The following is a 23,627-nucleotide window of genomic DNA, read 5'->3' on the forward strand; positions in this document are numbered from 1 at the left end:
CGCCGCATGAGGAATGGATGACGAGATGACGACCATCGACGCCGAGACCACCGTGGCTCCGCTGGAGTTCGCTGTGACCAAGAACCTGACCGCCGCGACGCCCGGTCGGGTCGCCGAGGTTCACGAGAACCCGGGGTTCGGTGTCGTGTTCACCGACCACATGGTCGACATCTGCTGGTCCGTCAAGGGCGGATGGCACCGACCGCGCGTGCAGCCCTACGGACCCATCCCGCTCGACCCGGCCGCGTCCGTGCTGCACTACGCCCAGGAGATCTTCGAGGGCATCAAGGCCTATCGTCACGCCGACGGCTCGATCCACACGTTCCGCCCCGACCGCAACGCGGCACGACTGCAGGCCAGCGCGCGTCGACTCGCGCTCCCGGAGCTGCCCACCGAGTACTTCATCCAGTCGCTGCGCGAGATCATCGCGGTCGACGGTCGCTGGGTTCCCTCAGGTGCCGACCAGAGCCTGTACCTGCGTCCGTTCATGTTCGCCAGGGAGGCCTTCCTCGGTGTTCGCGCGGCTCAGAAGGTCGCGTACTACGTGATCGCCAGCCCAGCCGGAGCGTACTTCACCGGGGGAGTGAAGCCCGTGCGGATCTGGCTCTCCGAGGACTACGCCCGTGCCGGCAAGGGCGGCACCGGCAAGGCGAAGACCGGCGGCAACTACGCCTCGAGCCTGCTCGCGCAGAGTGAGGCGAGCGCGAAGGGCTGCGACCAGGTCGTGTTCCTCAACGAGCAGCGCAACGTCGAGGAGCTCGGCGGCATGAACGTCGTGTTCGTCTTCAAAGACGGCCGCGTCGTGACGCCCGAGTCCGACAGCATCCTCGAGGGGATCACACGCGATTCGCTGCTGCAGCTCGCCGAAGACCGCGGCTACGCGGTCGAGAAGCGTCCGATCTCCATCGACGAGTGGCGCGAGGGTGTGGCCTCAGGCGATATCGTCGAGGTCTTCGCCTGCGGCACCGCCGCCGTCGTGACTCCCATCGGTGCTCTCGTCGGCGAGGGCTTCGATGAGCCGCAGCCGCTCGGCGAACTGGCCCTGTCGCTGCGCGAAGAGCTCACCGACATCCAGTACGGCCGCCGTGAGGACAAGCACGGCTGGCTTCTGCGGCTCGACGCCTGAGCCTTCGTACTCTCGAGACCCCGCTGCGCTTCCGTGCAGCGGGGTCTCGTCGTGCATCACGCTGGATAGGCTGGTGGCATGAAGATCGCCCGATTCAGCCATGACGACGCCATCCTCTTCGGGATCGTCGATGACACCGACCTCGTCGTCCTCTCCGGCGATCCGCTCTTCGCGGGCTACGAGCCCACGGGTGACCGGGTGCCGATCGCGGACGCGGTGATCCTCGCTCCGGTGATCCCGCGCTCCAAGATCGTCTGCGTCGGCAAGAACTACCACGATCACGCCGCCGAGATGGGCGGAGTCGCCCCCGAGGAGCCGCTGCTGTTCCTCAAGCCCAACACCGCCGTCATCGGCCCGGGAGACGCCATCGTGCGCCCCTCGATCTCGGAGCAGACCGAGTACGAGGGTGAGCTCGCTGTCGTGATCGGTAGGGTCGCGAAGAACGTGAAGGCCGCGGATGCCCTCGATCACGTGCTCGGCTACACGATCGCCAACGACGTCACCGCGCGTGACCTCCAGCGCAAGGACGGTCAGTGGGCTCGGGCGAAGGGCTTCGACACCTTCTGCCCTCTCGGCCCGACCATCAGCACCGACTTCGACCCCTCGGTCGCGACGATCGAGACCCGCATCAACGGCGAGGTGCGGCAGAAGGCCCCGCTCACCGACATGATCCACTCGGTCGAGGCGATCATCGAGCATGCCTCGGCGGCCTTCACGCTGCTCCCCGGCGACGTCATCCTCACGGGTACGCCGGCAGGTGTGGGGGAGTTCGTCGCCGGGGACACCGTCGAGGTCGAGATCACCGGACTGGGTATCCTGCGCAACACCGTGCGCGACGCCGTGCGCGCGTCATGACCGTCGTCGCCCTCACGGCTGCTCAGCAGGCGGCGGTGCAGCGGCGAACCGTGCTGGTTCTCTCCACAGGGCAGGTGCTGGGCGGGATCGCATTCGGGGCGACGGTGTCTCTCGGCGCTCTGCTTGCGGCCGACATCTCGGGCAGCGACGCCCTCTCGGGGCTCGCGACGGCGTCGGTCACCCTCGGGGCCGCGCTGTGCGCCATCCCGCTCGCGCGCCTGGCTGCCAAGATGGGCCGACGCCGAGCCCTCACCTTGGGAAATCTTTTCGCACTCGTCGGCATCGCGGTGGTGATCCTCGCGGCGTCGTTGCGGGTGTTCCCGCTGCTGCTCGTCGGCATCCTGATGATCGGCGCCGGCAATGCGGGCAATCTGCAGTCGCGGTTCGCCGCGACCGACCTCGCCGCACCGCAGCATCGCGGAAGGGATCTCTCGATCGTGGTCTGGGCGACCACCATCGGCGGTGTCGCTGGGCCGTTGCTGCTGGGGCCGGGGGAGATCGTCGGGGCGGCGATCGGCATGCCGCCACAGACCGGTTCCTACGCCTTCTCGTTCGTCGCTCAGTGCGTCGCGCTCGTCCTGTACCTCGTGGCGCTCCGGCCCGACCCGCTTCTGGCAGCGCAGCGGCTCGCCTCGGCGGCCGCGAAGGCGACGGGCGCCGTCTTCGCCGACCGACCTGTGGTCGCGCGCTACGCGATGTTCGCGGTGGCCGGTTCGCACGTGGTGATGGCCTCCGTCATGGCGATGACCCCTGTCCACCTCGCCCACATGGCGCACGGTGCACACGGCATGGCGCCCACCCCGGCCGATGTCTCGGCTCTCGTGGGCATCACGATCGCCCTGCACGTCGGAGGCATGTACGCGCTGTCACCCGTCTTCGGCATCCTCGCCGACAGATGGGGCCGGCTGCGCGTGGTTCTGCTGGGTCAGATCCTTCTCGGCGGGGCGCTCGCCTTCGCCGTCTTCGCGAACGATCGGGAGTGGGGCGTGATCGTCGCTCTCATCCTGCTGGGACTCGGATGGAGCGCGGCGACGGTGGCAGGGGCCGCGCTGCTGACCGAGTCGAGTGCCCCCGAGATCCGCACGCGCAGGCAGGGCCGCAGCGATTCGCTGATGAGCCTCTCGGCCGCAGCAGGCGCTGTGCTCGCGGGTGTGGTGCTCGCGAACTTCCAGTACGCAGGGCTCGGGATCGCGGCATCGGTGATCGTCATCGCCATCGTCGCGCTGTCGCCGCTCGGCCGCTCGCGCGGATGAAGGACTGGACGGGCACCGGGCGCGCATACGCCGACTCCTACGCGTCGCTCTGCGTCGGGACCGCGGAGGCCCTGCTCGGAGCGTTCGGAACCCCTGGGAAACGGACGCTGCTCGACGTGGGGTCGGGCACAGGAATGCTCACGGCCGCATTCGCCGATGCCGGCTGGGATGCGACCGGATGCGAGCCCGAGCCGACGATGCGAGACGTCGCGCTGCGCGAGCATCCCGAGATTCCGGTGCGCGACGGAACGCTGCCTGACCTGCCTTTCGAGGACGGCCAGTTCGACGTCGTCGTGGCGAACTTCGTGCTGAACCACGTCGCCGACCCCCGAGCATCCGCGGCGGAGCTCCTCCGCGTCTCCGTAGATCTGGTGTCGGCGACGATCTGGACGAACTCGCCCACCTGGCTCTGGCGGGAGGTGTGCGAGCGTGCGGCACTCATTCCTGCGACGGGGGAGCGACTGCCGCCGGAGAAGGACTTCGAGCGCACCGTCGACGGCTTCGCGAGGATGCTCGACGACGCGGGCTGGCCGCGCCCGCAGGTGTCTGAGATCACCTGGACGTGGTCGGCCGATGCGACCGCGCTGTGGGCGTCCGCCGAGGGAGGCGTCGGGGGAGCCGGTCAGTTCTACCGTGCGCTCGACGACGCCGGTCGGCGCTCGTTCCGCGCGGCCTTCGAGTTCGTGTGCGCCGAGCGGTCGATCGCCGGACGCCTGCCGCTGGCGCATGCTGCGGCGGTCGCCGTCGCGCCGCGAGGCTGAGACCGCCCAGGGCAGAATGCCCAGGGCTCCCCGGTGCCGCGACCGCCTCCGTGAGCGCGGCACCGAGGAGCACCTGAATCGCGGCGATCAGGTGTACCAGGTCGGCTCAGGCACCTCGTTGCGCAGCACGTAGTCGCCGACCTCCCGCTTCTTGTACGCGATCGGGTCGTGCAGGCTGTGCGTGCGCAGGTTGCGCCAGAAGATGTCGAGGCCGACCGAATTGGCCGAGGCCCTGGCGCCGGTGAGCTCGTAGATCTTCGTGGCGACCTCCAGGCCGTCGTCGACGATGCGCAGCTTCCCCGCCGCGATGCGCACGGCGATCTCGCCACGTCGACGTGCAGTGAGTTCTTCGCGCGGGGCATGCAGCACCGCACTGATCTCGGCGCCCACGGCATCGAGCAGCGCTTCGTCGGCCCACAGCTTCGATGCCAGCTCGCCATAGCCTTCGAGCAGATACCACTCGTCTGTCGCGTGCTGCTTGTCATCGCCGCCGTACGGCCACGGGCGGGTCACAGATCGCGTGTAGGCGGATGCCGTCTGGAGGGCACCCTGTGCGATGCCGAGGTAGAAGTTCGCGAAGACGAGCTGGATGGTCGGCACGTTCAGAGTGTTGTAGGTCAAGGGGCGGAACACCCGGTCGACGAAGCCGGCTGCCGCCGACCAGGGGACTCGGACGTCGCGGATCTCGACCGAGCCCGATTCGGTGAGTCGCTGCCCCAGGTTGTCCCAGTCGTCTCCGAAGACGATCCCCTCCTGAGCCGTGGGGACGATCGCGAAGATGTGCGTCTCGGTGCCTTCGAGGACGCCTTCGAGGACGGTCAGGTCCGAGATCTGGCCGCCCGTCGAGAAGGACTTGCGCCCGGAGAACACGAGATCATCGCCGTCTTCGCGGATCACCAAGTCGGAGTCGCGCGGGTTGACCGCGCCGCCGAAGACGAAGTCGTTCGCGGTGTACAGCTCCTCGACCGCGGCGATCTGCTCTTCGGTTCCGACGAGACGGGCCGCCCACGCCCAGAGGTAGTGATACCCGAGGACCTGTCCGATCGACCCGTCGCCGCGGGCCACCGCCCTGATCACCTTGTAGGCGGTGTCCCAGCTCTCACCGGCGCCGCCGTGGGCGCGAGGGCCGAGCAGGGTGACCAGCCCCGAGTCCTTGAGCAGCTGGACCTCGGCCCGAGGGGTCGCATTCGCGCGGTCCCGCTCGACGGCATCCACCGCGAGGATGTCGGCCACCTCCTCGGCGCGGTCGATCCACTCGAGGCTGGTCTGAGGTCTTGGCGTGCCGCGCCAGCGATCGCTGAGGCCTGTCGTCACTGCATCCGTGATTGTCATGTTGTCACCCTTCCGGTTGGTCGATGCGGCAACGATAGGAGCGCGTCGGCGTCGAATGCGGGTTGTTACCCAGGGTGAGGGACTGTTACCCACGGTGACCCCTCCTGAGCGGCCCGCGACCGCTGGCGATCGGGGAGGTCGAGACGCCACCCGGCAACTAGAATCGAGGGGATATGGCTACCCCGCACCCCCTCACCACGACCGCCAGCGGCTCCGACGTACGCGTCCGCTTCTGCCCCTCGCCCACCGGACTGCCGCACGTCGGCATGGTCCGCACGGCCCTCTTCAACTGGGCGTACGCCCGCCACAACGGCGGGAAGATGGTGTTCCGCATCGAGGACACCGACGCCGCGCGCGACAGTGAGGAGAGCTTCCGCCAGCTCGTCGACGCTCTGACCTGGCTCAAGATCGACTGGGATGAGGGCGTCGAGGTCGGTGGGCCGCATGCCCCGTACCGCCAGTCCGAGCGTCACGACATCTATCGCGGCGTGATCGACAAGCTCCTCGCCTCCGGCGCCCTGTACGAGAGCTTCTCCACGGCGGAGGAGATCGACGCCCGCAACGAGGCGGCCGGACGCGCGAAGCAGCTCGGCTACGACAATCACGACCGGGATCTCACGACCGAGCAGAAGGACGCCTTCCGCGCGGAGGGCCGTCAGCCGGCACTCCGACTGCGCGTGCCGGACGAGGACCTCACCTACGTCGATCTGATCCGCGGTGAGGTGACCTTCCCCGCCGGTTCCTTCCCGGATTTCGTGGTGGTGCGTCCGAACGGGATCCCGCTCTACACGTTCGTGAATCCCGTCGACGACGCGCTCATGGGCGTCACGCACGTTCTGCGCGGCGAAGACCTGATGCCTTCCACGGCTCGTCAGCTCGCGCTGTACGCGGCCCTGATCGACGCCGGCGTCACCACGTTCGTCCCGCGGTTCGCTCACATGCCGCTCGTGCTCGGCGAGACGGGCAACAAGAAGCTCTCCAAGCGCGACCCGCAGGCGGATCTTTTCCTGCACCGGGATCGCGGATTCATACACGAGGGGCTGCTGAACTATCTGGCGCTGCTCGGCTGGTCCATCGGTCACGACCGCGATGTCTTCACGCTCGAGGAGTTCACCGAGGCGTTCGACATCGTGGACGTCAACCCGAACCCGGCTCGGTTCGACCAGAAGAAGGCCGAGTCGATCAACGGCGACCACATCCGCAAGCTCGACGAGAAGGACTTCGCCGAGAGGACGATCCCGTACCTCGCGGCCGCCGGCCTCTTCGACGAGCCGACTCACGAAGAGCTCGTGCTCGCCTTCCGGGTCGCCCCGCTCGTGCAGGAGCGCGTGCAGCTGCTCGGCGACGTGCCCGGCATGGTCGGCTTCCTCTTCTCCGACGACGTCTCGTATGACGCCGACGCGCTCAAGGGGCTCCCTGCGAACGCCGGCGAGGTGCTCGACGCGTGCGTGGTGGCTCTCGAGCCGGTGACCGACTTCACCCCCGAGAAGATTCAGGAGGCTCTCGCAGCGGCGCTCGTCGAGAGCCTCGAGCTCAAGCCGCGTGTCGCCTACGGTCCTCCGCGTGTCGCGATCACGGGACGCCGCATCTCGCCGCCGCTGTTCGAATCCATGGAGCTCCTGGGCAAGGACGAGTCGCTGCGACGGCTCCGGTTGCTGTCGGAGTTCCTGGCCGGCTGAGATGGCCTGGTCGACGAGGGAGAGTCGCCGATGAGTGCTCTCCCTCGTCATCTCCGCCCGCGACGCGCCCGGACGAACGGCGGCGTTTTGGCATTAGGGCCGCGGCTCGGGTAAGCTTGACTCTCGGTGCGAGACTCCGGTTTCGCCCTTGGGGTATGGTGTAATTGGCAACACGGCGGTTTCTGGTTCCGTTGTTCTTGGTTCGAGTCCAGGTACCCCAGCAAGACAAAAACCCCCGCTCAGGCGGGGGTTTTGTCGTTACTGGATGCGTGCCTACTCGCACTCTCCGATGAACCCGAGGTAGCACACCGCTTCGTGCGTGACGGCCGGCTCGTAGTCGTCGTTCGACACCTGACGTGTATCGATCTCAGGCGTCCGGTGAAGGCTGCCATAGCTGCCGAGCGTGGCCACGAAGTAGCCGTCGCCGTCCTGCGCCTTCATCTCGTCTATCGCCGCGCTGTACTCGGCGCACAGGCGGGTCGCGCTCTCGGTGAGCTCGACATCGACGCAGGCTGCCGTGTAGGTCGCGACCATGAGGTTCGTGCAGTCCGTCCAGTCCTGGTTCACGCTGCAGGGGTTCACGTCGTCCATCGTGACGTCGTAGCGCCCGGTCTCGTACTCCTCGCTGCGGAAGGTCTCCGGCTGCTCGGGTACATCGGTCTTGGTCCAGTGTCGCGCCGTGGCGAAGGCGAAGATCACGACGATCGCCGCGATGAGAAGGAGCGCGCCCACGATCGAGAGCGCCACCCAGAGACCGACACGCCTCTTCTGACCCGGAGGGCCGTCGGGCGCGGCCGTGTATCCCGGGTACACCGGCGGGCCTGCTGGCGCCGGGGCCTGCGTGGCGTACACGGGCGCCGTGTCGTATGCGGGAGGAGGTGCGTCGTACGCCGGAGGAGGTGCGTCGTATGCGGGGCCCGTGGGCGGCGGGGGAGCGGTCGGCTGAGTCGACACCCAGTAGGCGTACCAGCTCTGAGCGGACGCGGTATCGTCGGCCACCTGTCGGGCTTCGAGGTCGGTGAGCTGCAACCCGAGTGGGGCGCGCAGATCTGCACGGGTCAGGGACGCACGGAACTCCTCGAATGACATCGCCATAGTCACGAGGATGGCAGACCATCGGGTGCCCGGACAATCCGATCCGCGCGATGCCGCTGCCGACGGAGCATGCCGTCCGGAGGGAGATATCGCCTAGCAGAGCGCGCCCGTGTCGCGCCATGCCCTTCACTGCCGTCGCCGGGCCGGGCATCGTGATCGCAGATGCCCGACGCGGCATGACAGGGAGGATGCCAATGGCACTCACGAGAGTCGTCCCCGGCGAGACGCCGGGAATTCGACGCGTGCGATCGGGCTCCGGCTTCCGATACGTCGATGCCGGTAACACGCCCGTGGCCGAGGCCGATCGAGAGCGCATCCGGGACCTCGCGATACCTCCCGCGTGGAAAGACGTGTGGATCGCCGCCGACCCCCTCGCTCACATTCAGGCGGTCGGCACAGACGATGCGGGCAGACGTCAGTATCTCTACCATCCGCTCTGGCGGACCGGCAGAGATCAGCGCAAGTTCGCCCGGGCGCTCAAACTGGCCGAGGCGCTGCCCGCCGCCAGGGCGAAGGTCACCCGTGCCATCGGTGAACCGGGACTGACACGTGACCGCGCCCTCGCCGTCTCCTTCCGGCTGCTGGACGACGCTGCACTGCGCATCGGCTCGGAGCGTTACCTGGTGAAACACGGCAGTCGCGGCCTGAGCACGCTTCGGCGACGGGACGTGCGGATCGACGGGAGTACGGTCGCGCTCAGCTTCCCTGCGAAGAGCAAGCAGCTCGCCTCGATCGAGATCACCGATGCGCCGCTCGCCGTGGCGCTGTCGGAGTTCGCCGTCGGTTCGCCGAAGGCTCCGCTGCTCGCCTATCGCAAGGGTCGTCGCCGGGTGCGACTCACCTCGAGCGAGGTCAACGACTATCTACGGCAGGTGGCGGGATCGTCGTTCACCGCGAAGGACTTCCGCACGCTGCACGGTACGATCCTCGCGGCGGACGCGCTGGCGCGGATCGGCCGACTCGAGACGAAGACCGATCGACGGCGCGCCGAGCGCCTCGCTGTGCAGGCCACGGCGTCGGCGCTCGGCAACACTCTCGCGGTCGCCCGAGGGAGCTACATCGACCCGCGGGTCTTCCGGCTCTACGCGCGCGGTCGCACTCTCGACCTGTCGGTGTCGCCGGAGACTGCTATCCGCAAGCTCCTCGGGCGGTGAGGGGCGTCAGCTCTCGCGAGGGTAGGTGTAGAAACCCTCGCCCGTCGCGACCCCCAGCTTGCCGTGGTCGATGTACTGCTCCTTGAGCAGGTCTGCGAAGCGCTGCTGCTTCTCGCCGCCCATGCGCGAGATGTTGTAGGCGGTCGTCAGACCGACGATGTCGTAGATCTCGAAGGGGCCTGCCGGCGCGCCCGTGCCGATCCGCCAGGTCGCGTCGATGTCCGCGGGCTCGGCGATGCCGTCGACGAGCAGCTCGGCCCCGGCCTGGAGGAAGGGCACGAGCAGCGAGTTCAGCAGGTAGCCCGCCTTCTCCTTCTTGATCTGGATGGGGACCATCCCGATCTGCGTCGCGAACTCGACGACCGTCTCGTAGACGGTGGGGTCGGTTGCGGGGGTTCCCATGACCTCGGCGGTGTTGTGCGACCAGATCTCGTTCGCGAAGTGGAGGGCGAGGAACCGGTCGGGGCGACCCGTCGATTCCGCGAGCGCGCTCGGCAGGAGGGTCGAGGAGTTGGTCGCGAAGATCGTGGTCGCCGGTGCGGCGTCGGCGAGGGTCCGGTAGATGCTCTGCTTGAGTTCGAGGCTCTCGGGCACCGCCTCGATGATGAGGTCAGCCGCAGCGGCTGCATCCGCGAGGTCGGAGGTGAGCCGGATGCGGTCGATCGCGGCATTCGCGCCGCCGTCAGCGGCATTCTCCACGCCGTCTGCGATGTAGCGCGAGGCGAGACCCTCGAGTCGTTCGGCCGCGCGATCGAGCGCGGACTGATCGATGTCGTATGCGACGACGTCGAAACCGTGGAAGGCGGTCTGGAACGCGATCTGCGATCCGAGCACGCCGGTGCCGAGAACAGTGATGTTCTTCATTTCTCTTCTTCCTCTGGTGGCCTTTTGGGCCGTGGTCAGGCTTGTTCGTCGCCGCTGTCGAAACGCCGGAGATCATGCGCGAAGCGCTGCACCTCGTCATCCGTCCACTGCGCGAGATGGGCGTCGATGACGTCCTGCAGCGATCGCAGTGTGCCGCGGAATGCCTCCTCGCCCTCGGCGGTCAGCTCGAGCGGTCGGCCGCGTCCGGAGTTCGAAGGGGTCTCCTGCACGAGGCCGAGAGACATGAGTGCGGACAGCTGACGTGAAACGGTCGAGCGGTTCAGTCGGAACATCCGCGCGATGTCCGTCGACCGGATCCCGGGCTGGTCGGCGATCGCCATGACGATGGACTGGTCGGTCATCGAGAGCGTCGGCTCTCCCGCGCGGGCGTCGACCAGGCCGCGCCGCGTGATGGCGACGAGCGACTTCAGGACGGCGGCGCTGTCGGTTCGGCGTTCGTCTGACCCAGTCTCATGTTGCATAGCGCAACTCTACGCTCCTCTGTTGCGTGAGGCAACGTACGTAGGTTCGGCAGGGCGGGAACGCGGATGAAAGGATGGAGGCATGGACACAGCCAATCTCTCCCGAGAGGAGACCGCGGCGCGATCCGCCGCCGTCTCCGTGCGCAGCATCCGCGTAGAACTCGACCTCACGGGTGCGCCGGAGCGGGCACGCAGCGGGTTCTCCACGACCACGACCCTGGATTTCACCGCGACGGCGGACTCGACCTGGGTGGACTTCATCGGAGAGAGCGTCGAGAGGGTCGTCGTCAACGGCGTCGACCGCGATGTCGTCTACGACGGGTCGCGCATCGAGCTGAGCGGCCTCGGGACCGAGAACGTCGTCCGTGTCGAAGCTGTCGCGAGCTACAGCCGATCCGGCGAAGGCCTGCACCGGTTCCACGACCCGGTCGACGACCGCACCTACCTCTACACGCAGTACGAGCCCGCCGACGCGCGACGGGTGATGGCCTGCTTCGAGCAGCCCGACATCAAGGCGCCCTACACGTTCGTGATCGATGCTCCGGCGGGTTGGCAGGTGCTGTCGAACCAGGCGGCGGTCAGCGTCGACGCCGGCGTCGGCGTGCAACGTGTCGAGTTCGCTCCTACGCTTCCGATCTCCAGTTACATCACGTCCATCGCGGCGGGACCCTACGCTCGAGTCGACGGCGAGTGGCAGCGCGACGATCAGCGCATCGCGCTGGGCCTGTTCGCGCGACAGTCCCTCGCGCAGTACCTGGAGTCGGACGAGATCCTCGAGATCACCCGCCAGGGTCTCGATTTCTTCACCGACGCGTTCGCCTACCCCTATCCCTGGGGCAAGTACGACCAGATCTTCGTGCCCGAATACAACCTCGGCGCGATGGAGAACCCCGGCCTCGTGACATTCACAGAGTCCTACCTGTCGCGAGGGGCCGCCACGGATGCCCAGCGTGCCGCTCGCGCGAACACGATCCTGCATGAGATGGCGCACATGTGGTTCGGCGACCTGGTCACGATGAAGTGGTGGGACGACCTGTGGCTCAAGGAGTCGTTCGCCGACTACATGGGTTCGCACGCCTCGGCGGTGGCGACGCGCTTCCACGACGCCTGGGTGAAATTCGCTGCGAACCGCAAAGCGTGGGCGTACCAGCAGGACCAGTTGCCCACGACGCACCCGATCGTCGCGGACATCCCCGATCTCGAGGCGGCGAAGCTGAACTTCGACGGCATCACCTACGCCAAGGGTGCCGCCGTGCTCAAGCAGCTCGTCGCGTTCGTCGGCGACGAGGCGTTCTTCGAGGGCGCGCGGCGGTACTTCGCGGCGAACGCCTTCGGCAACACGACCCTCGACGACTTCCTCGTGCAGTTAAGTGCGGTCTCCGGGCGGGACATGACCGATTGGTCGCGTGCCTGGTTGCAGACCACCGGGGTCTCGACGCTGTGGGTGGAGCGGGATGCCGACGGCGGCGCCGCCGTCATGCAGAGCGATCCTCGGCCGCACCGCCTGCGCATCGGTCTCTACGATCGTGTCGACGGGAGGGTCGTCCGTCGCGATCAGATCGCGCTCGACATCGACGACGAGCGGACACCGGTCGTCATCCCGGCTGCGGATCTCGTGCTCCTCAATGATGACGACCTCACCTATGCCAAGGTGCGTCTCGATGACGCCTCTCTGGCGACGGTGCGGGAATCACTGTCTTCGCTCGACGATCCTCTCGCCAGGGCTGTCATCTGGTCATCGCTCTGGAACGCCACCCGCGACGGCGAGCTCGCGGTCGCTCGGTACGCCGAGATCGTTCGTGCCCACGCTCCGCGGGAGTCGAACATCGGCCTTCTCGCCGGCATCCTCGCGAATACGCTCTTCGCGATCCGCAACTACGCGAGCGATGACGCGCGACAGCGTGAGTCGACAGCATGGGTCGAGACCGCATGGACTGCGCTCCAGGCATCCGATGCCGGCAGCGATGCACAGCTCTCCTGGGCGCGTGCGCTCACATCGGCATCAGCTTTCGACGATGTGCGTGCAGACGACATCCGCGCGATCCTGCATGGCGATGCCCCCGACGGGCTCACGATCGACCCGGATCTGCGGTGGCAGCTCCTCACCGCCCTCGTCACCACGGGACACGCGGATGCCGATGCGGTGGCCGCGGAGCTGGAGTCCGACGACACGGGCAGCGGACGCACCGCTGCCCGCAGGGCCCTGGCCTCGCGTCCCGAACCGGACGTCCGGGCTGCCGCCTGGGACGCGGCGTGGAACGACGGATCGCTCAGCAACGATCATCTCGACGCGGTGATCGGCGGGTTCCGAGCCGGAGGACGCCGCGATCTCATCGAGAGGTTCGATGCCGAGTACTTCGGGCGGATCGGCGATGCGTGGGCGACACGGAGCATCGAGCTTGCGCAACGCCTCGTGGTCGGACTCTTCCCCGCCTCGCCCACACTCGATGCCGTGGATGCGTGGCTCGCGGACAACGACACGGCGCCCGCCGCTCTGCGCCGAATCGTCATCGAACAGCGCGACCACCTGGCTCGAGCTCTGCGCGTTCGAGCCGCGCAGAGCTAGTCCTCTTCGAGCGCGTCGACCGTGCTCGCTCCGACGGCGAAGTACTCGGGCCTGTCATCGCTCTGAGTCATCAGGACGAGGGCGATGTACGCCGCCCAGCCTCTCGCGCGGGTCCAGGTGGCGTCGTCGTAACGCTCCCTCGTCGCTCGCCGGAATGCCTCTCGGCCGCAGGCGTCGAAGAGCATCCAGGCCGAGGCGAGGTCGTAGGCGGGGTCGCCGACCGTGACATCGCCGAAGTCGATGAGCGCGGTGAGCGTGCCGTCGGCGACGAGCACGTTGCCCGGGTGCAGATCGCCATGGATCCAGACCTGCTCCGATGCGGGCGGCGCTGCGAGTGCCGCGGCCCAGGCGTCGCGCAGTGCCGTCCGGCGGTCGAACGCGTCCAGACGTGGCCGAATGGCGGCGTCTCGAGTGGACAGGGCGCGTCCGCGCACCGGGTTGCGGGGAGCATCGACCGGCGCGGCGACGTGCAGCGCGCGCAGGGCGTCCGCGAGTCGGGGCGCCCAGGTCGCGTTGTCCGGGCGGGAGGACGCGAGCGCCGTCGTTCCGGGGATCCAGGGCAGAACGGACCAGGGTCGCGGAAAGTGCGCGCTCGGCTCGCCCACGATCACGGGGACGGGCGCACGGATGCCGACGGCGGCGAGAGCCGGGCCGATCGTGCGCAGGGCACGCTGCTCGTGGGTGATGAGCGGCACCGAGAGATCGCGTCGAGGCAGTCGCACGGCGAGTTCGGAGCCGAGGCGCCACATCGAGTTGTCCCAGCCGTCGGCGAACAGCCTCAGCGGAAGCTCGGCGAGGGCGGGGTCCGTGCTTCGGAGGAGATCTCGTACGCCGCCCTCGTCGAGCGAGTACTCGGCAGAGGGGGAGTCCGCCACGTCAGATGTCGAGCGAGTCGCCCGGTTCGAGTATCGAGAACTCGCCGCCGCCCTGCTCGGTCGCCCACTGCAGCCGCTGCCGGTGCATCGTCTTGCCCGCGACGGACAGCGTCATGTCGTGAGTGCCGAACGCCCGCCGTGGTTTCACGGCCAGGACGTAGTCCATGGCCTCGCCGATCTTCAGCCACGGCGCGCCGAGCGGTGCCGCGAGAGTGCCGACCTCGACGCCCTCGGGGATCGCGTACGAGTCGCCCGGATAGTAGAAGACATCGTTGATCAGCACGCCGACGTTCTCGACCACCGGCAGTGACGAGTGGATCACCTCATGCGTGCCGCCGAAGAAGCGGAGCGTGAACGCACCGACCTCCACCGTCTCGCCCGGAGCGACCACGGAGATGTCATAGCCGTCGGCCGCGCGCGCGACGCCCGCCGGGGCGTAGATCGGGGTGCCGGGGGCTGCGCGCAGGATCCGATCCAGGTGCTCGGGGGTCCAATGGTCGGGGTGCTCGTGAGTGATCACGACAGCGACGAGACCCGAGAGATCGTTCAGGGGAGAGGTGAACGAGCCCGGGTCGAGGAGAAGGACGTCATCGCCCTGCTGGATGCGAAGAGCGGCATGTTCGAATTTGGTGACGCGCATGAGATGAGTCAACTCCTTCAGGGGCGCCGTGGCAAACCCCTCGGCAGGTGCGCCACGCCCGGGATCTGAAGACCGTCCCGCTCGATTTGGCGACGTGAGAATCGTCGTGGCATACTTGAACAGTTGTCGCGGCACGGAAACGTTCCGCCAGACGGCCCCATCGTATAGCGGCCTAGTACGCTGCCCTCTCACGGCGGTAACGCGGGTTCGAATCCCGCTGGGGTCACAACAAGCGAAAGCCCTCGGTTCTCCGAGGGCTTTCGTCGTCTCCGCATCCATCATGTGGATCCGACGGCTGTACGCAGCGACATGCTCCGGAACGCGGGGTTGGCCAACGGCGCCACCATCGATGCCGTCATCGCTCCACCGAAGAGGGCGAAGGGAACCCAGAGCGCGGTGGTCGACGCGAGCAGACCGAACGCGGCCATCGCGAGCGGCATCAGGCAGTCGTCGCCCAACCGGGTGATGGAGCTCATGCGGCCGAGGTACGCGGTGTCGACGGTTGCCGAGAACGTGGCGCTGAGCAGCACCGATGCGTAGCCGGCGGTCGCACCGATGACGAAGGCAGCGACTCCGACACTCCACGCGGGACCCCAGCCGAGTGCGACGATGGCCATTCCCTGCAGCATCAGAGCACGGAATCCCGCGCGTGCCTCGCGCCGAGGCCGCCACCTGGCGACGGACACGGCGCCGATCGCCGCGCCGAGTCCCAACAGAGCTTCGAACAGCCCTACAGCCGGCGCGCCCCAGCCTTCGTCGTGTGCTCGGAGCGCGAGGCCGATCCCGACGGCCGGACCGACCGCGAGGTTGAGCCCCGAGAGGGCGATGACGAGCGTGCGGGTGGTCGGATGTGCGCCGAGGTGGGCGAATCCACCCGCGATGTCGCGAAGAGCGGACTGTCGGTCTGCCCGTGCGAGCAGGAACCGCGGTCTGAGCCAGATGGCGATGAACGCGATGACGACGGTGAAAGTCACCGCGTTCACCGCCGCGCTTCCGACGAGGCCCGCGGACGCGACGATCACACCGCCGACGGCCGCGCCGGCCATCGTTCCGAGTCGCGATGCGGTCTGCGAGAGAGCGCCGTAGGACGGCAGGTCAGCGGCTCGCACGAGCTGGCGGGCGACGGTGCCCGCCGAGGGCTCGTAGAAGGCGTCGCAGACGCCGAATGCGATGGCGGCGAGGAGGAGCACACCCACGGTGGGCGGCGCGGAGAGCACCCAGAGCGCCACCGTCACGAGAACGCCCACCCGGGCGGCGTTGAACAGCATCATCACTCGGCGCGCGTCCGCGCGGTCGGCGATCATGCCGCCGAACAGCAGGACGACCGCACGAGGCAGAGTGCCGGCGGCGACGATGAGTCCTGCGACCGCAGGCGAGGCCGTCTGCACGGCGGTCCACGCCAGCGCGATCGTCCACAGGGCGTCGCCCGCGTCCGAGAGCGCCTTGACGAGGATCCACGCATGCACTCGATGGTCTCGTCGGAACGCCGGCGGCTCGACGAGCTGCACAGGGTCTGCGGCGGTCATGGTGTCGTCGGGAAGGCGTGCGCGAAGAAGAAGATCGGTGTCCGCTGCTGCCCGTCTTCGAGATCGACCGAGTCGCGCCAGTCCATCAGCGTCGCCGACAGCCTCGAGCTGAGGTCGCGCAGCTCGTCCGGCGTCGCCCAGGCCGTGGTCTCGGTGTTCGAGGCGTCATAGCCGGCGACGGCCGGATCATCGTGCCGGCGCTGCCAGCGTTGGAGGCGCTCGATCTGCATCCGGATGCTCTGCCGTTGCGCTTCGCGCGCCAGAAGCGCGTCGGCGGGGGAGTCCGCGAAGTCTTCCGCCGACCAGGTCAGGCCGCGACGGGCGATCTTCCACCAGCTCGTGCGCCGGTCGCCCGACGGGTCCTCGGCGCGCTCGACGAGGCCCGCCCGCTCCAGCATGCGCAGATGATGGCTGATGCTGCCGACCTGCGCATCGAGCGACCGGGCGAGTGCCGTCACCTGCGATGTGCCGTACAGCAGCAGGTAGTCGTAGATGCGTCGGCGCAGCGGGTGGTGCACGGCGGTGACGACCGAGATGTCTTCCATGAACGTCACGTTAGAACCGGTTCCCGATTCTCACAAGAGTTCTTGTATATCCCGGAAATCCGAGATTTAACGGGTGATCTCAGCTGTCGGTACCCGCCGCGTCGGAGCCTCGACGACCGCGGCGTGCTCGGCGGACGCCCCATATGATCAGCACGACCAGCCCGGCCACGGCGAGCCACGGAAGCAGGAATCCGACAGAGACCACCAGGGCGTTCAGCGAGACCACGAGCCCGTTCCATCCCGCGACGAGCCCATCGGAGAATCCTGCGGGATCGGCCGTCGTCGGCGCGGCGGTGCGGGTCAGCTGCACCGAGAGACTCGACATCGCGACCTGGTCCTCGAGCGAGGCGAGCTGCTGCTCGTACGACTCGAGCTGCGCCTGACGATCGGTCAGCGCCACCTCCGCCTCGATGAGCTCCGCGACGGTGCCGGTCTGGGACATGAGCTCGCTGAGTCGCTGGACGGATGCCCTGGTCGCATCGATGCGCGCTCGCAGATCGATCGCGGTCGAGGTCACATCCTGCTGCGCGATGGAGGAGGAGAGCACCTCGCCGGATTCGGTGAGCTCATCGATGACGGCGGGAAGATCCGCCGACGGCACGCGAATGCTGATCCAGCCGTACTCCGAGTCCGCGGCGACAGGATCGGAGGAGGCGTCCACGGCAGGGGTCCCGCCGATCTCGGTGCTCTCGACGTAGCCGCCATGCGACTCTGCGAGTGCCCCGATGGCGACCGCGGCGTCCGAGACGTCCTTCACCTCCACCGTGGCGATGGCCGTGGCGATGATCTCACGATCACCCGCTGCGACATCTCCGGCGACCGCGCCCGACTCGGCTGACTCGGTCAGAGCCGAGGGCGCGCTCTGGTCGACGGCGCCCGAGCGAGCGTCCTCGACGACAGTCACGCCCCCGCCGTCGGCCGAGCTCGTCGCCGAACCGCCGACCGCGGTGAGGATGGGCGGGGTGATGAGGACGCCGATGACGAACGCCGCGGCGATGCCGGTGCCGGTGAGCCACCGACGACGAACGCGACCGCGCTTCTCCGCAGGCGACTGCCGCGGCAGCTCGGCGGCGATGTCCTCGAACACGGCTCTCTCGATGCGCTCCACTGCGGCATCGGTGAGCTCGGGCAGTGGCTCGGTGGAGGTGTCGTTCATGCGTCGCTCGCTTCCTTCACGGCACCACGCAGTCGGGTGCGGACTCGGGAGAGACGGTTCCGGACGATGGCGTGGCTCACGCCGAGCTCCTCGGCCGCGGCCTGGTAGGCGTAGCCTTCCGCGGCGCAGAGGCGGAAGATCGCGCGATCGAGGTCGCTGAGGGTGCCGACCTCGGCCGCGATCCGCTCTGCGAGGTCCGCGGTGATCACCTGCTCCTCCACGCTGACCGTCGAGGGGAGGGTCTCATCGACCGCATCCGCGGTATTGGCCTGGTCGCGTCTGCGCTGGCGCAGGCGGTTCGCGGCCTGGAAGCGGCAGATCGTCGCGAGCCACGGGAGGATGGAGTCTCCCTGCAGCTCGAACCCCGGCAGCTTCCGCCACGCCGTGACGAACGTCTCCTGAGTCACGTCCTCGGCATCCGCGGCGGCGCCGACGATCCCGTGTGCGATCCAGTAGACCGGGCGGGCGTACGCGCGGTACAGCTCGCGGAAGGCGCTCTCGTCACCTGCCGCGGCCCGCGCCGCCACTCTCTGGTCACTCGTCTGCACTGGCATCCCGATTCCGTTCGGTGTCTCTCACCCAGGAAGTGTCGGTCGACGCCCCATCGTCTCAGATCGGTGGCGGCGGCACCCGCAAGCGTCTTCGACTCCGCTACCATTGCTGAGGCGAGAGGGAGTATCCCGCAAGCGCATCCACCGTCATCACGAGCACCGACACCGCTGCTCCGGTCGTGCGACGCACTCTGTGCGTGGGAGAGACTTTCGGCGTTTTTCCGACCCTCCCGAAAGGTGCTGTACGCCCTTGGAAATCCCTGTCTGGTTCGAGATCACCTCGATGATCGTCCTCACGATCATCCTGATCGGCGACCTGCTTCTGATCCGACTTCGTCCCCACATCCCCTCGACCAAGGAGTCGACCCTGTGGGTGGTGTTCTACGTCGGACTCGCGCTGCTCTTCGCGGTTCTTCTCGGAAACGTCGCAGGCTGGCGAAACGCCGGCGACTTCATCACCGGCTGGGCGCTCGAATACAGCCTCTCGATCGACAACCTCTTCGTCTTCGTGCTGATCATGGCGCAGTTCGCGGTGCCGCGACGCTTGCAGCAGCAGGTGCTGATGGTCGGCATCATCATCGCCCTCGTCCTCCGCGGAGCGTTCATCCTCGTCGGCGTCACGATCGTCGAGCACTTCTCGCCGATCTTCTACATCTTCGGTGCCTTCCTCATCTACACCGCGATCAAGCAGGCGATGCCCGAGGGCGAGCACGAAGACGATGTGAAGAAGGAGAACTTCATCGTGCGCCTGCTGCGGCGCCGCATCGACATCAGCGAGGAGTACGACGGCTCGAAGCTGCGCACGACCGTCGACGGCAAGCGCATGTGGACGCCGATGGTCATCGTGTTCATCACGATCGGCGTCACCGACCTGATCTTCGCGATCGACTCGATCCCGGCGATCTTCGAGATCACCACCAACGGGTTCCTCGTCTTCGCCGCGAACATCTTCGCGCTCATGGGTCTGCGCCAGCTCTACTTCCTGCTCGGTGATCTGCTCGATCGTCTGCGCTACCTCCACTACGGGATCGCGGTCATCCTCGGATTCATCGGCATCAAGCTGATCCTTCACGCGCTGCACGAGAACGAGCTGCCGTTCATCAACGGCGGTCAGCATGTCGAGTGGGTTCCCGACATCGACAACATGGTGTCGCTGGGCGTCATCGTCGTGGCGATGACCGTGGCCACCGTCGCCAGCCTCATCGCCTCGTCTCGGGAGAAGCGGGCGCAGCGCGTCAGCCCGACGGTCGAGTGAGGCGGTCGCTCTCCGCGGCGCCCGCGATTCCCGCGACGAGCAGGAGACGTGTCACTCCGCTGTCCAGAGCGCCTCGGCGTCGAGCGTGAGATCGATCACCTGACGCAGCAGAGCGCCCACCGTGGTGGACTGCAGCAGCGTGTACTGGTCGTATTCGCCCAGCGGCGCGATGGCGGCGAGCTGCCAGGCGGCCGCGAGCGGTTCTTCCGACAGCTCGGTGTCGGCGTCCCAGGGCGAGTCGGTGCGTGCCAGCACCCGGCGCACGATCGCCTCGGCTTCGGTGCGCAGGGGGGTGAGGGCATCGTTCCAGGTCAGCTCGGGCAGCGGGGTCACCTCTGCGCGCGGGTAAGGAGCTTCGTCCAGCCACTGCTCGACGGTGAAGCGTGCCGTGCCGACCGCCAGGGTGTGCAGCACCTGGGCATCCGCCGCCACGCTCACCAGGCGCGCCATCGTGCCGAATCCACTGCGGCGGTCGCCCCCGCCGACCTCATGTCCGCGCTCGATGAGCACGACGCCGAACTGAGGGTCGTCCTCGTCGAGCAGCTGCCCGATCATGGTGAGGTACCTCGGCTCGAACACGCGGAGCGGGAGCGGGGTGTACGGGAAGAGCACCGACCCCAGCGGGAACATCGGTATTTCTGACATGGCCCCAGTCAACACCGTGCGACGTACAGTGAACAGATGCGCAGACCCCGCCCTCTGATGCCCTCGCCCGGTCAGGAATCCGTCTGGGACTATCCTCGACCGCCGAAGGTCGAGCCCGTGGCTGCGCGCATCACCGTCCGCCTCGGCGGCGAGCTCATCGCCGACACGCGCGACGCGGTGCGAGTCCTCGAGACGAGCCATCCTCCCGTGTACTACCTGCCGATCGCCGACTTCACCGCGGGCTCGCTCTCTGACGCGCCGGGCTCCTCGTTCTGCGAGTTCAAGGGAGCCGCACGCTACCTCGATGTGCGAGGTGGAGCGCAGACGGCGGCCGGGGCCGCCTGGAACTACCCGAATCCCTCTCGAGGTTTCGAGATGCTGGCAGACCGGGTCGCCGTCTATGCGGGTCCGATGGACGAGTGCACGGTGGGGGACGAGGTCGTCACACCGCAGCCGGGCGGGTTCTACGGCGGGTGGGTCACGTCGACGGTCGTCGGCCCCTTCAAGGGTGCACCCGGCACCCTGGGCTGGTGACCCTGCTCGCCTACGCGTCAGAACGCGCGGAGGTTCGCCTGCAGCCCTCCGTCGACGTAGTCCCGGCGCAGGATGCCCCGGCGTCGAAGAACGGGCACGAGTTCATCCAGCGTCCGATGCAGCGTGACGGGGTGGAAGTCGCCCCACAGCAGGACGCCGTCGTTGCCCCACTCGCCGAGCTCTTCGATCAGATCTGCGAACTCCTCGGCAGTGCCGACGAAACCCGAGCGATCGGAGATGCGGCCCGTCCGAGCGAGCGCGGTGAGATGGACTCGCAGAGGAGCATCGTCTCCGCGGTCGCCGATCAGGCGCTGGATGCTCCCGCGCGAGACGTGCTCGCCGAAGATCTCGAGGTCGAGTGGTCTGTCGAGATCGAGCGAGGTCAGATCCGTCTCGAGGTCGCTGGACTGCTTGCGTGCGATCTGCACGAGGGTCGCGTCGTCGGGATGCGCGGAGGCGGCGACGATTCGGTCGGCCTCCTCGGCGGATGATGTGATCACCGGCTGGATCGCGAACAGGATCTTGATGTCGTCCGGCGAGCGTCCGGCGGCGATCGCCGCATCGTGGATCTTCGCTCGATAGGCACGCACCGAGGCCTGGTCCAGCGGCGCGAGGGCGAGTTGCACATCGGAGTTGGCGCCGGCGAATCCGAGGCCGCGGCCGGAGCCGCCGGGGGAGACGATCGACGGCTCCCCGTCGGTGAACGGCACGGCGTTCAACGGGCCGTCGAAGTCGAAGTGCGTTCCGCGGTGCTGCACGGAGCGCAGCGTCGATCCGTCGGCGAACACGTCGGTCTCGCGATCGCGGACCAGCGCACCGTCGTCCCAGCTGCGCCAGAGCGAGCGGATGCCGGCGAGCCATTCTTCGGCGCGGTCGTATGCAGCATCGTGCCCGAGCTGTTCCGCGGCGGAGAAATGTCGCGCACTGCCGGTGTCGGTCACCACGTTGAGCCCGAGGCGGTGGCCACTGAGGTGCTGAAGCGTGGAGAACTGCCGAGCCGCGGTATACGGCAGGTACGCCGCCGGGTTCACGGTGGGCACGACCCCGAGATGCCGTGTCGCCTGGAAGAGGTAGGGAGCGAGCAGCAGCGGGTCGTGCTTGGGGCCGCCGAAGGCATGGCGCACCCGGAGGTCGATCGTGTCGGGAGAGCCGAGCGACGGCGCGTCCTCGATGATGAGGAGGTCGAAGCCTGCCTGCTCGAGCGTGCGAGCCGCCTCCTGGTAGATCTCCGGACGGGTCCAGTCGTAGTCCCAGTCCAGCGACGGATAGCCCCACCCCTGCGGGCCGAAGCCGCGTGCCAGGAACCACCCGAAGTGCTGGGGCCTGGTCATGAGACGGCCTCTCGTGCGGGTTCCAGGACTCGGGCCAGGTCGCCGAGGAGGTCGGCGACGTCTTCGATGCCGACCGACAGCCGCAGGGTTCCCGGCTGCACTCCGAGGACGTCTCGCTCCTCGGGCGTGCGATGCGAGTGGCTGGTGGTCGCGGGGTGCAGCACCAGAGAGCGCACGTCGCCGATGTGGGTCATGTGCGTGAACACGTCGACGCTCTCGACGAAGTCGCGTGCGGCGTCGAGGCCCCCGCGGAGCGTGAAGGTGAAGATCGAGCCGTACCCTCCCGAGAGGTACGTCTCGGCGAGGCCGTGGTCGGAATGCGTGTCGAGGCCGACGTAGTCGACGCTCTCGACCGCTTCCTGCGCGGCGAGCCAGCGGGCGATCTCGAGGGCGTTCCGGGACTGCCGCTCGACCCGCAGACCGAGGGTCTCGGCGCCCTGTCCGATCAGGAACGCGTTGAGCGGCGACGGGGACGCGCCGAATCGCGGAGCGACGGACTCGCGCGCGTAGGCGATGCGCGCGTTGCCGCCATGACGCGAAGCCACGCTCGGGAACCCGCCGCGCCCCGGAAGAACGAGATGCGGAGCGTTGTGCCCCGCCTTCGCCGGGTCGAAGCGACCGTCGTCGAGGATCACGCCGCCGAGCACCGACCCGTGACCGGCGAGGAACTTCGAGGCGGAGTGCACCACCATGGCGGCGCCATGCTCGAGCGGCCGGAGCAGGAACGGCGTCGCGAGGGTGTTGTCGACGATGAGCGGGATGGCGAACTCGTCGGCGACCGCGCTCACCGCGGAGATGTCGAGGATGTCGTTGCGCGCGTTCGCGATGGACTCGCCGAACAGCGCCCGGGTGGTCGGGCGGATCGCACCCCGCCAGGCGCCGGGGTCGGCGATGTCGTCGATGAATGTCGTCTCGATGCCGAGGCGAGCGAGGTTGTCGAGCAGAAGCCCTCGCGTGCCTTCGTAGATGTGCGTCGAGGAGACGATGTGATCGCCCGCTCCGGCGACGGTCAGCAGTGCGGTGACGACCGCGGCCTGGCCGCTGGCGACGAGCACGGCCTCCGCGGCGGATTCGAGTGCGGCGAGCTGGCGCTCGACAGCGTGCACCGTCGGATTCCCCGTGCGCGTGTATCCGAACCCCGCGCCGGTGCCGAAGTGGTCGGCGGCATGGTCGAAGTCGTCGAACTCGAATCCCGCCGTCAGGTAGATCGGCGTCGCCCTCGACGATGCGGGCCCCTGATTCCGGGCCGCGTGGACCGCTCTCGTGGCGAATCCGGTGCTGTCGTCGGTCATGCGGGTGCCTCTCGAAGGTGCGGGTGACAGTAGCGTGTCACGCGGAGACTCCGGGCGCTGAAGCGGTGGTAATCTGACGTCATGCGGATCGTGCTCCTTCTTAGCGGCCG

The 23,627-nt window shown here is 68.0% G+C and carries 22 protein-coding genes and 2 tRNA genes; 11 read left to right on the plus strand and 13 right to left on the minus strand.

The features are described 5' to 3' along the window. Positions 1 to 25 precede the first annotated feature (25 nt). From SOM10_RS01765 to SOM10_RS01780, 4 genes are all read left to right on the plus strand, one after another. Positions 26 to 1,126 carry a branched-chain amino acid aminotransferase gene (locus tag SOM10_RS01765; RefSeq protein WP_320488101.1) on the plus strand — a complete coding sequence of 367 codons (1,101 nt, stop codon included), beginning with the start codon at positions 26 to 28 and terminating at the stop codon, positions 1,124 to 1,126. 78 nt (positions 1,127 to 1,204) lie between these two features. Beyond that, positions 1,205 to 1,981: a fumarylacetoacetate hydrolase family protein gene (locus SOM10_RS01770; RefSeq protein WP_072591169.1), complete on the plus strand. Its 777-nt coding sequence runs from the start codon at positions 1,205 to 1,207 to the stop codon at positions 1,979 to 1,981. Beyond that, a complete protein-coding gene (locus SOM10_RS01775; RefSeq protein WP_320488103.1) occupies positions 1,978 to 3,234 on the plus strand; it encodes an MFS transporter in 1,257 nt (418 codons plus the stop codon). Before SOM10_RS01770 ends, SOM10_RS01775 begins: the two co-directional genes overlap by 4 nt. Next, positions 3,231 to 3,995: a class I SAM-dependent methyltransferase gene (locus SOM10_RS01780; protein WP_320488105.1), complete on the plus strand. Its 765-nt coding sequence runs from the start codon at positions 3,231 to 3,233 to the stop codon at positions 3,993 to 3,995. Before SOM10_RS01775 ends, SOM10_RS01780 begins: the two co-directional genes overlap by 4 nt. An 87-nt stretch (positions 3,996 to 4,082) precedes the next feature. On the opposite strand, the gene SOM10_RS01785 is transcribed toward SOM10_RS01780, so the two are convergent. Then, the gene (locus SOM10_RS01785; RefSeq protein WP_053095871.1) at positions 4,083 to 5,327 is read right to left on the minus strand and encodes an acyl-CoA dehydrogenase family protein; all 1,245 of its coding nucleotides are present in this window, start codon (positions 5,325 to 5,327) and stop codon (positions 4,083 to 4,085) included. 173 nt (positions 5,328 to 5,500) lie between these two features. Between SOM10_RS01785 and gltX the strand changes: the two genes are divergently transcribed. Next, positions 5,501 to 7,006: a glutamate--tRNA ligase gene (gltX, locus tag SOM10_RS01790; RefSeq protein WP_320488107.1), complete on the plus strand. Its 1,506-nt coding sequence runs from the start codon at positions 5,501 to 5,503 to the stop codon at positions 7,004 to 7,006. 149 nt (positions 7,007 to 7,155) lie between these two features. Continuing rightward, positions 7,156 to 7,227 (plus strand) — tRNA-Gln (locus SOM10_RS01795). A gap of 52 nt (positions 7,228 to 7,279) precedes the next feature. On the opposite strand, the gene SOM10_RS01800 is transcribed toward SOM10_RS01795, so the two are convergent. Continuing rightward, positions 7,280 to 8,101: a hypothetical protein gene (locus SOM10_RS01800; RefSeq protein ID WP_072591174.1), complete on the minus strand. Its 822-nt coding sequence runs from the start codon at positions 8,099 to 8,101 to the stop codon at positions 7,280 to 7,282. Positions 8,102 to 8,295: 194 nt separating this feature from the next. Between SOM10_RS01800 and SOM10_RS01805 the strand changes: the two genes are divergently transcribed. After that, positions 8,296 to 9,255 carry a DNA topoisomerase IB gene (locus tag SOM10_RS01805; RefSeq protein ID WP_414683560.1) on the plus strand — a complete coding sequence of 320 codons (960 nt, stop codon included), beginning with the start codon at positions 8,296 to 8,298 and terminating at the stop codon, positions 9,253 to 9,255. A 6-nt stretch (positions 9,256 to 9,261) separates the two neighbouring features. On the opposite strand, the gene SOM10_RS01810 is transcribed toward SOM10_RS01805, so the two are convergent. Together SOM10_RS01810 and SOM10_RS01815 are read right to left on the minus strand one after the other, a co-directional pair. Next, positions 9,262 to 10,119, minus strand: coding sequence for a 3-hydroxyacyl-CoA dehydrogenase (locus SOM10_RS01810; protein ID WP_320488108.1), 858 nt, complete (start codon positions 10,117 to 10,119; stop codon positions 9,262 to 9,264). Positions 10,120 to 10,154: 35 nt separating this feature from the next. Beyond that, complete coding sequence (locus SOM10_RS01815) at positions 10,155 to 10,601, minus strand: MarR family winged helix-turn-helix transcriptional regulator (protein WP_053095875.1); 447 nt, start codon at positions 10,599 to 10,601, stop codon at positions 10,155 to 10,157. An 82-nt stretch (positions 10,602 to 10,683) separates the two neighbouring features. Here SOM10_RS01815 and pepN point away from each other — a divergent pair, with 82 nt between their 5' ends. Then, on the plus strand, positions 10,684 to 13,167 hold the full coding sequence (pepN, locus tag SOM10_RS01820; protein ID WP_320488111.1) for an aminopeptidase N: 2,484 nt from the start codon (positions 10,684 to 10,686) through the stop codon (positions 13,165 to 13,167). On the opposite strand, the gene SOM10_RS01825 is transcribed toward pepN, so the two are convergent. After that, complete coding sequence (locus SOM10_RS01825; RefSeq protein WP_320488113.1) at positions 13,164 to 14,042, minus strand: aminoglycoside phosphotransferase family protein; 879 nt, start codon at positions 14,040 to 14,042, stop codon at positions 13,164 to 13,166. The two genes, pepN and SOM10_RS01825, sit on opposite strands and share 4 nt — an antisense overlap. Before the next feature lies 1 nt (position 14,043). Then, the gene (locus SOM10_RS01830) at positions 14,044 to 14,682 is read right to left on the minus strand and encodes an MBL fold metallo-hydrolase (RefSeq protein WP_053095878.1); all 639 of its coding nucleotides are present in this window, start codon (positions 14,680 to 14,682) and stop codon (positions 14,044 to 14,046) included. Between the two features lie 153 nt (positions 14,683 to 14,835). Between SOM10_RS01830 and SOM10_RS01835 the strand changes: the two genes are divergently transcribed. Next, positions 14,836 to 14,908, plus strand: a tRNA-Glu gene (locus SOM10_RS01835). A gap of 52 nt (positions 14,909 to 14,960) precedes the next feature. Here the strand turns inward: SOM10_RS01835 and SOM10_RS01840 are convergent. The 4 genes from SOM10_RS01840 to SOM10_RS01855 all read right to left on the minus strand — a co-directional run bounded on the left by SOM10_RS01840 (position 14,961) and on the right by SOM10_RS01855 (position 18,463). After that, positions 14,961 to 16,208 (minus strand): MFS transporter, encoded by a 1,248-nt coding sequence (locus tag SOM10_RS01840; protein ID WP_320488114.1) that lies wholly within the window; start codon positions 16,206 to 16,208, stop codon positions 14,961 to 14,963. Then, on the minus strand, positions 16,205 to 16,753 hold the full coding sequence (locus SOM10_RS01845; RefSeq protein ID WP_320488115.1) for a winged helix-turn-helix domain-containing protein: 549 nt from the start codon (positions 16,751 to 16,753) through the stop codon (positions 16,205 to 16,207). Before SOM10_RS01845 ends, SOM10_RS01840 begins: the two co-directional genes overlap by 4 nt. A gap of 79 nt (positions 16,754 to 16,832) precedes the next feature. Further along, the gene (locus tag SOM10_RS01850; protein WP_320488116.1) at positions 16,833 to 17,909 is read right to left on the minus strand and encodes a DUF4349 domain-containing protein; all 1,077 of its coding nucleotides are present in this window, start codon (positions 17,907 to 17,909) and stop codon (positions 16,833 to 16,835) included. Next, entirely contained in the window at positions 17,906 to 18,463 is a 558-nt protein-coding gene (locus tag SOM10_RS01855; RefSeq protein WP_056278648.1) for an RNA polymerase sigma factor, read from the minus strand. Before SOM10_RS01855 ends, SOM10_RS01850 begins: the two co-directional genes overlap by 4 nt. A gap of 247 nt (positions 18,464 to 18,710) precedes the next feature. Here SOM10_RS01855 and SOM10_RS01860 point away from each other — a divergent pair, with 247 nt between their 5' ends. Next, positions 18,711 to 19,715: a TerC/Alx family metal homeostasis membrane protein gene (locus tag SOM10_RS01860; RefSeq protein ID WP_053095882.1), complete on the plus strand. Its 1,005-nt coding sequence runs from the start codon at positions 18,711 to 18,713 to the stop codon at positions 19,713 to 19,715. Between the two features lie 51 nt (positions 19,716 to 19,766). On the opposite strand, the gene SOM10_RS01865 is transcribed toward SOM10_RS01860, so the two are convergent. After that, a complete protein-coding gene (locus tag SOM10_RS01865; protein ID WP_053095883.1) occupies positions 19,767 to 20,360 on the minus strand; it encodes an LON peptidase substrate-binding domain-containing protein in 594 nt (197 codons plus the stop codon). Between the two features lie 36 nt (positions 20,361 to 20,396). Here SOM10_RS01865 and SOM10_RS01870 point away from each other — a divergent pair, with 36 nt between their 5' ends. Further along, positions 20,397 to 20,894 carry a DUF427 domain-containing protein gene (locus SOM10_RS01870; RefSeq protein ID WP_053095884.1) on the plus strand — a complete coding sequence of 166 codons (498 nt, stop codon included), beginning with the start codon at positions 20,397 to 20,399 and terminating at the stop codon, positions 20,892 to 20,894. Between the two features lie 17 nt (positions 20,895 to 20,911). On the opposite strand, the gene SOM10_RS01875 is transcribed toward SOM10_RS01870, so the two are convergent. Together SOM10_RS01875 and SOM10_RS01880 are read right to left on the minus strand one after the other, a co-directional pair. After that, positions 20,912 to 22,225: an LLM class flavin-dependent oxidoreductase gene (locus SOM10_RS01875; RefSeq protein ID WP_320488117.1), complete on the minus strand. Its 1,314-nt coding sequence runs from the start codon at positions 22,223 to 22,225 to the stop codon at positions 20,912 to 20,914. Continuing rightward, positions 22,222 to 23,517 carry an O-acetylhomoserine aminocarboxypropyltransferase/cysteine synthase family protein gene (locus tag SOM10_RS01880; protein ID WP_320488118.1) on the minus strand — a complete coding sequence of 432 codons (1,296 nt, stop codon included), beginning with the start codon at positions 23,515 to 23,517 and terminating at the stop codon, positions 22,222 to 22,224. Before SOM10_RS01880 ends, SOM10_RS01875 begins: the two co-directional genes overlap by 4 nt. Positions 23,518 to 23,627: the final 110 nt, after the last annotated feature.

The organism is Microbacterium sp. CFBP9023 (assembly GCF_034045055.1).
In the GTDB taxonomy this organism is placed as follows: Bacteria; Actinomycetota; Actinomycetes; order Actinomycetales; family Microbacteriaceae; genus Microbacterium.

What these genes read in the sequence shown, in the direction of transcription:
- SOM10_RS01865 (WP_053095883.1), bottom strand. Translation starts at nt 20,360, where the DNA reads ATGTCAGAAATACCGATGTTCCCGCTGGGGTCGGTGCTCTTCCCGTAC.
- SOM10_RS01815 (WP_053095875.1), bottom strand. Translation starts at nt 10,601, where the DNA reads ATGCAACATGAGACTGGGTCAGACGAACGCCGAACCGACAGCGCCGCC.
- pepN (WP_320488111.1), top strand. Translation starts at nt 10,684, where the DNA reads ATGGACACAGCCAATCTCTCCCGAGAGGAGACCGCGGCGCGATCCGCC.
- SOM10_RS01785 (WP_053095871.1), bottom strand. Translation starts at nt 5,327, where the DNA reads ATGACAATCACGGATGCAGTGACGACAGGCCTCAGCGATCGCTGGCGC.
- SOM10_RS01780 (WP_320488105.1), top strand. Translation starts at nt 3,231, where the DNA reads ATGAAGGACTGGACGGGCACCGGGCGCGCATACGCCGACTCCTACGCG.
- SOM10_RS01845 (WP_320488115.1), bottom strand. Translation starts at nt 16,753, where the DNA reads ATGGAAGACATCTCGGTCGTCACCGCCGTGCACCACCCGCTGCGCCGA.
- SOM10_RS01805 (WP_414683560.1), top strand. Translation starts at nt 8,296, where the DNA reads ATGGCACTCACGAGAGTCGTCCCCGGCGAGACGCCGGGAATTCGACGC.
- SOM10_RS01840 (WP_320488114.1), bottom strand. Translation starts at nt 16,208, where the DNA reads ATGACCGCCGCAGACCCTGTGCAGCTCGTCGAGCCGCCGGCGTTCCGA.
- SOM10_RS01800 (WP_072591174.1), bottom strand. Translation starts at nt 8,101, where the DNA reads ATGGCGATGTCATTCGAGGAGTTCCGTGCGTCCCTGACCCGTGCAGAT.
- SOM10_RS01830 (WP_053095878.1), bottom strand. Translation starts at nt 14,682, where the DNA reads ATGCGCGTCACCAAATTCGAACATGCCGCTCTTCGCATCCAGCAGGGC.
- SOM10_RS01810 (WP_320488108.1), bottom strand. Translation starts at nt 10,119, where the DNA reads ATGAAGAACATCACTGTTCTCGGCACCGGCGTGCTCGGATCGCAGATC.
- SOM10_RS01880 (WP_320488118.1), bottom strand. Translation starts at nt 23,517, where the DNA reads ATGACCGACGACAGCACCGGATTCGCCACGAGAGCGGTCCACGCGGCC.
- SOM10_RS01775 (WP_320488103.1), top strand. Translation starts at nt 1,978, where the DNA reads ATGACCGTCGTCGCCCTCACGGCTGCTCAGCAGGCGGCGGTGCAGCGG.
- SOM10_RS01875 (WP_320488117.1), bottom strand. Translation starts at nt 22,225, where the DNA reads ATGACCAGGCCCCAGCACTTCGGGTGGTTCCTGGCACGCGGCTTCGGC.
- SOM10_RS01870 (WP_053095884.1), top strand. Translation starts at nt 20,397, where the DNA reads ATGCGCAGACCCCGCCCTCTGATGCCCTCGCCCGGTCAGGAATCCGTC.
- gltX (WP_320488107.1), top strand. Translation starts at nt 5,501, where the DNA reads ATGGCTACCCCGCACCCCCTCACCACGACCGCCAGCGGCTCCGACGTA.
- SOM10_RS01770 (WP_072591169.1), top strand. Translation starts at nt 1,205, where the DNA reads ATGAAGATCGCCCGATTCAGCCATGACGACGCCATCCTCTTCGGGATC.
- SOM10_RS01855 (WP_056278648.1), bottom strand. Translation starts at nt 18,463, where the DNA reads ATGCCAGTGCAGACGAGTGACCAGAGAGTGGCGGCGCGGGCCGCGGCA.
- SOM10_RS01765 (WP_320488101.1), top strand. Translation starts at nt 26, where the DNA reads ATGACGACCATCGACGCCGAGACCACCGTGGCTCCGCTGGAGTTCGCT.
- SOM10_RS01850 (WP_320488116.1), bottom strand. Translation starts at nt 17,909, where the DNA reads ATGAACGACACCTCCACCGAGCCACTGCCCGAGCTCACCGATGCCGCA.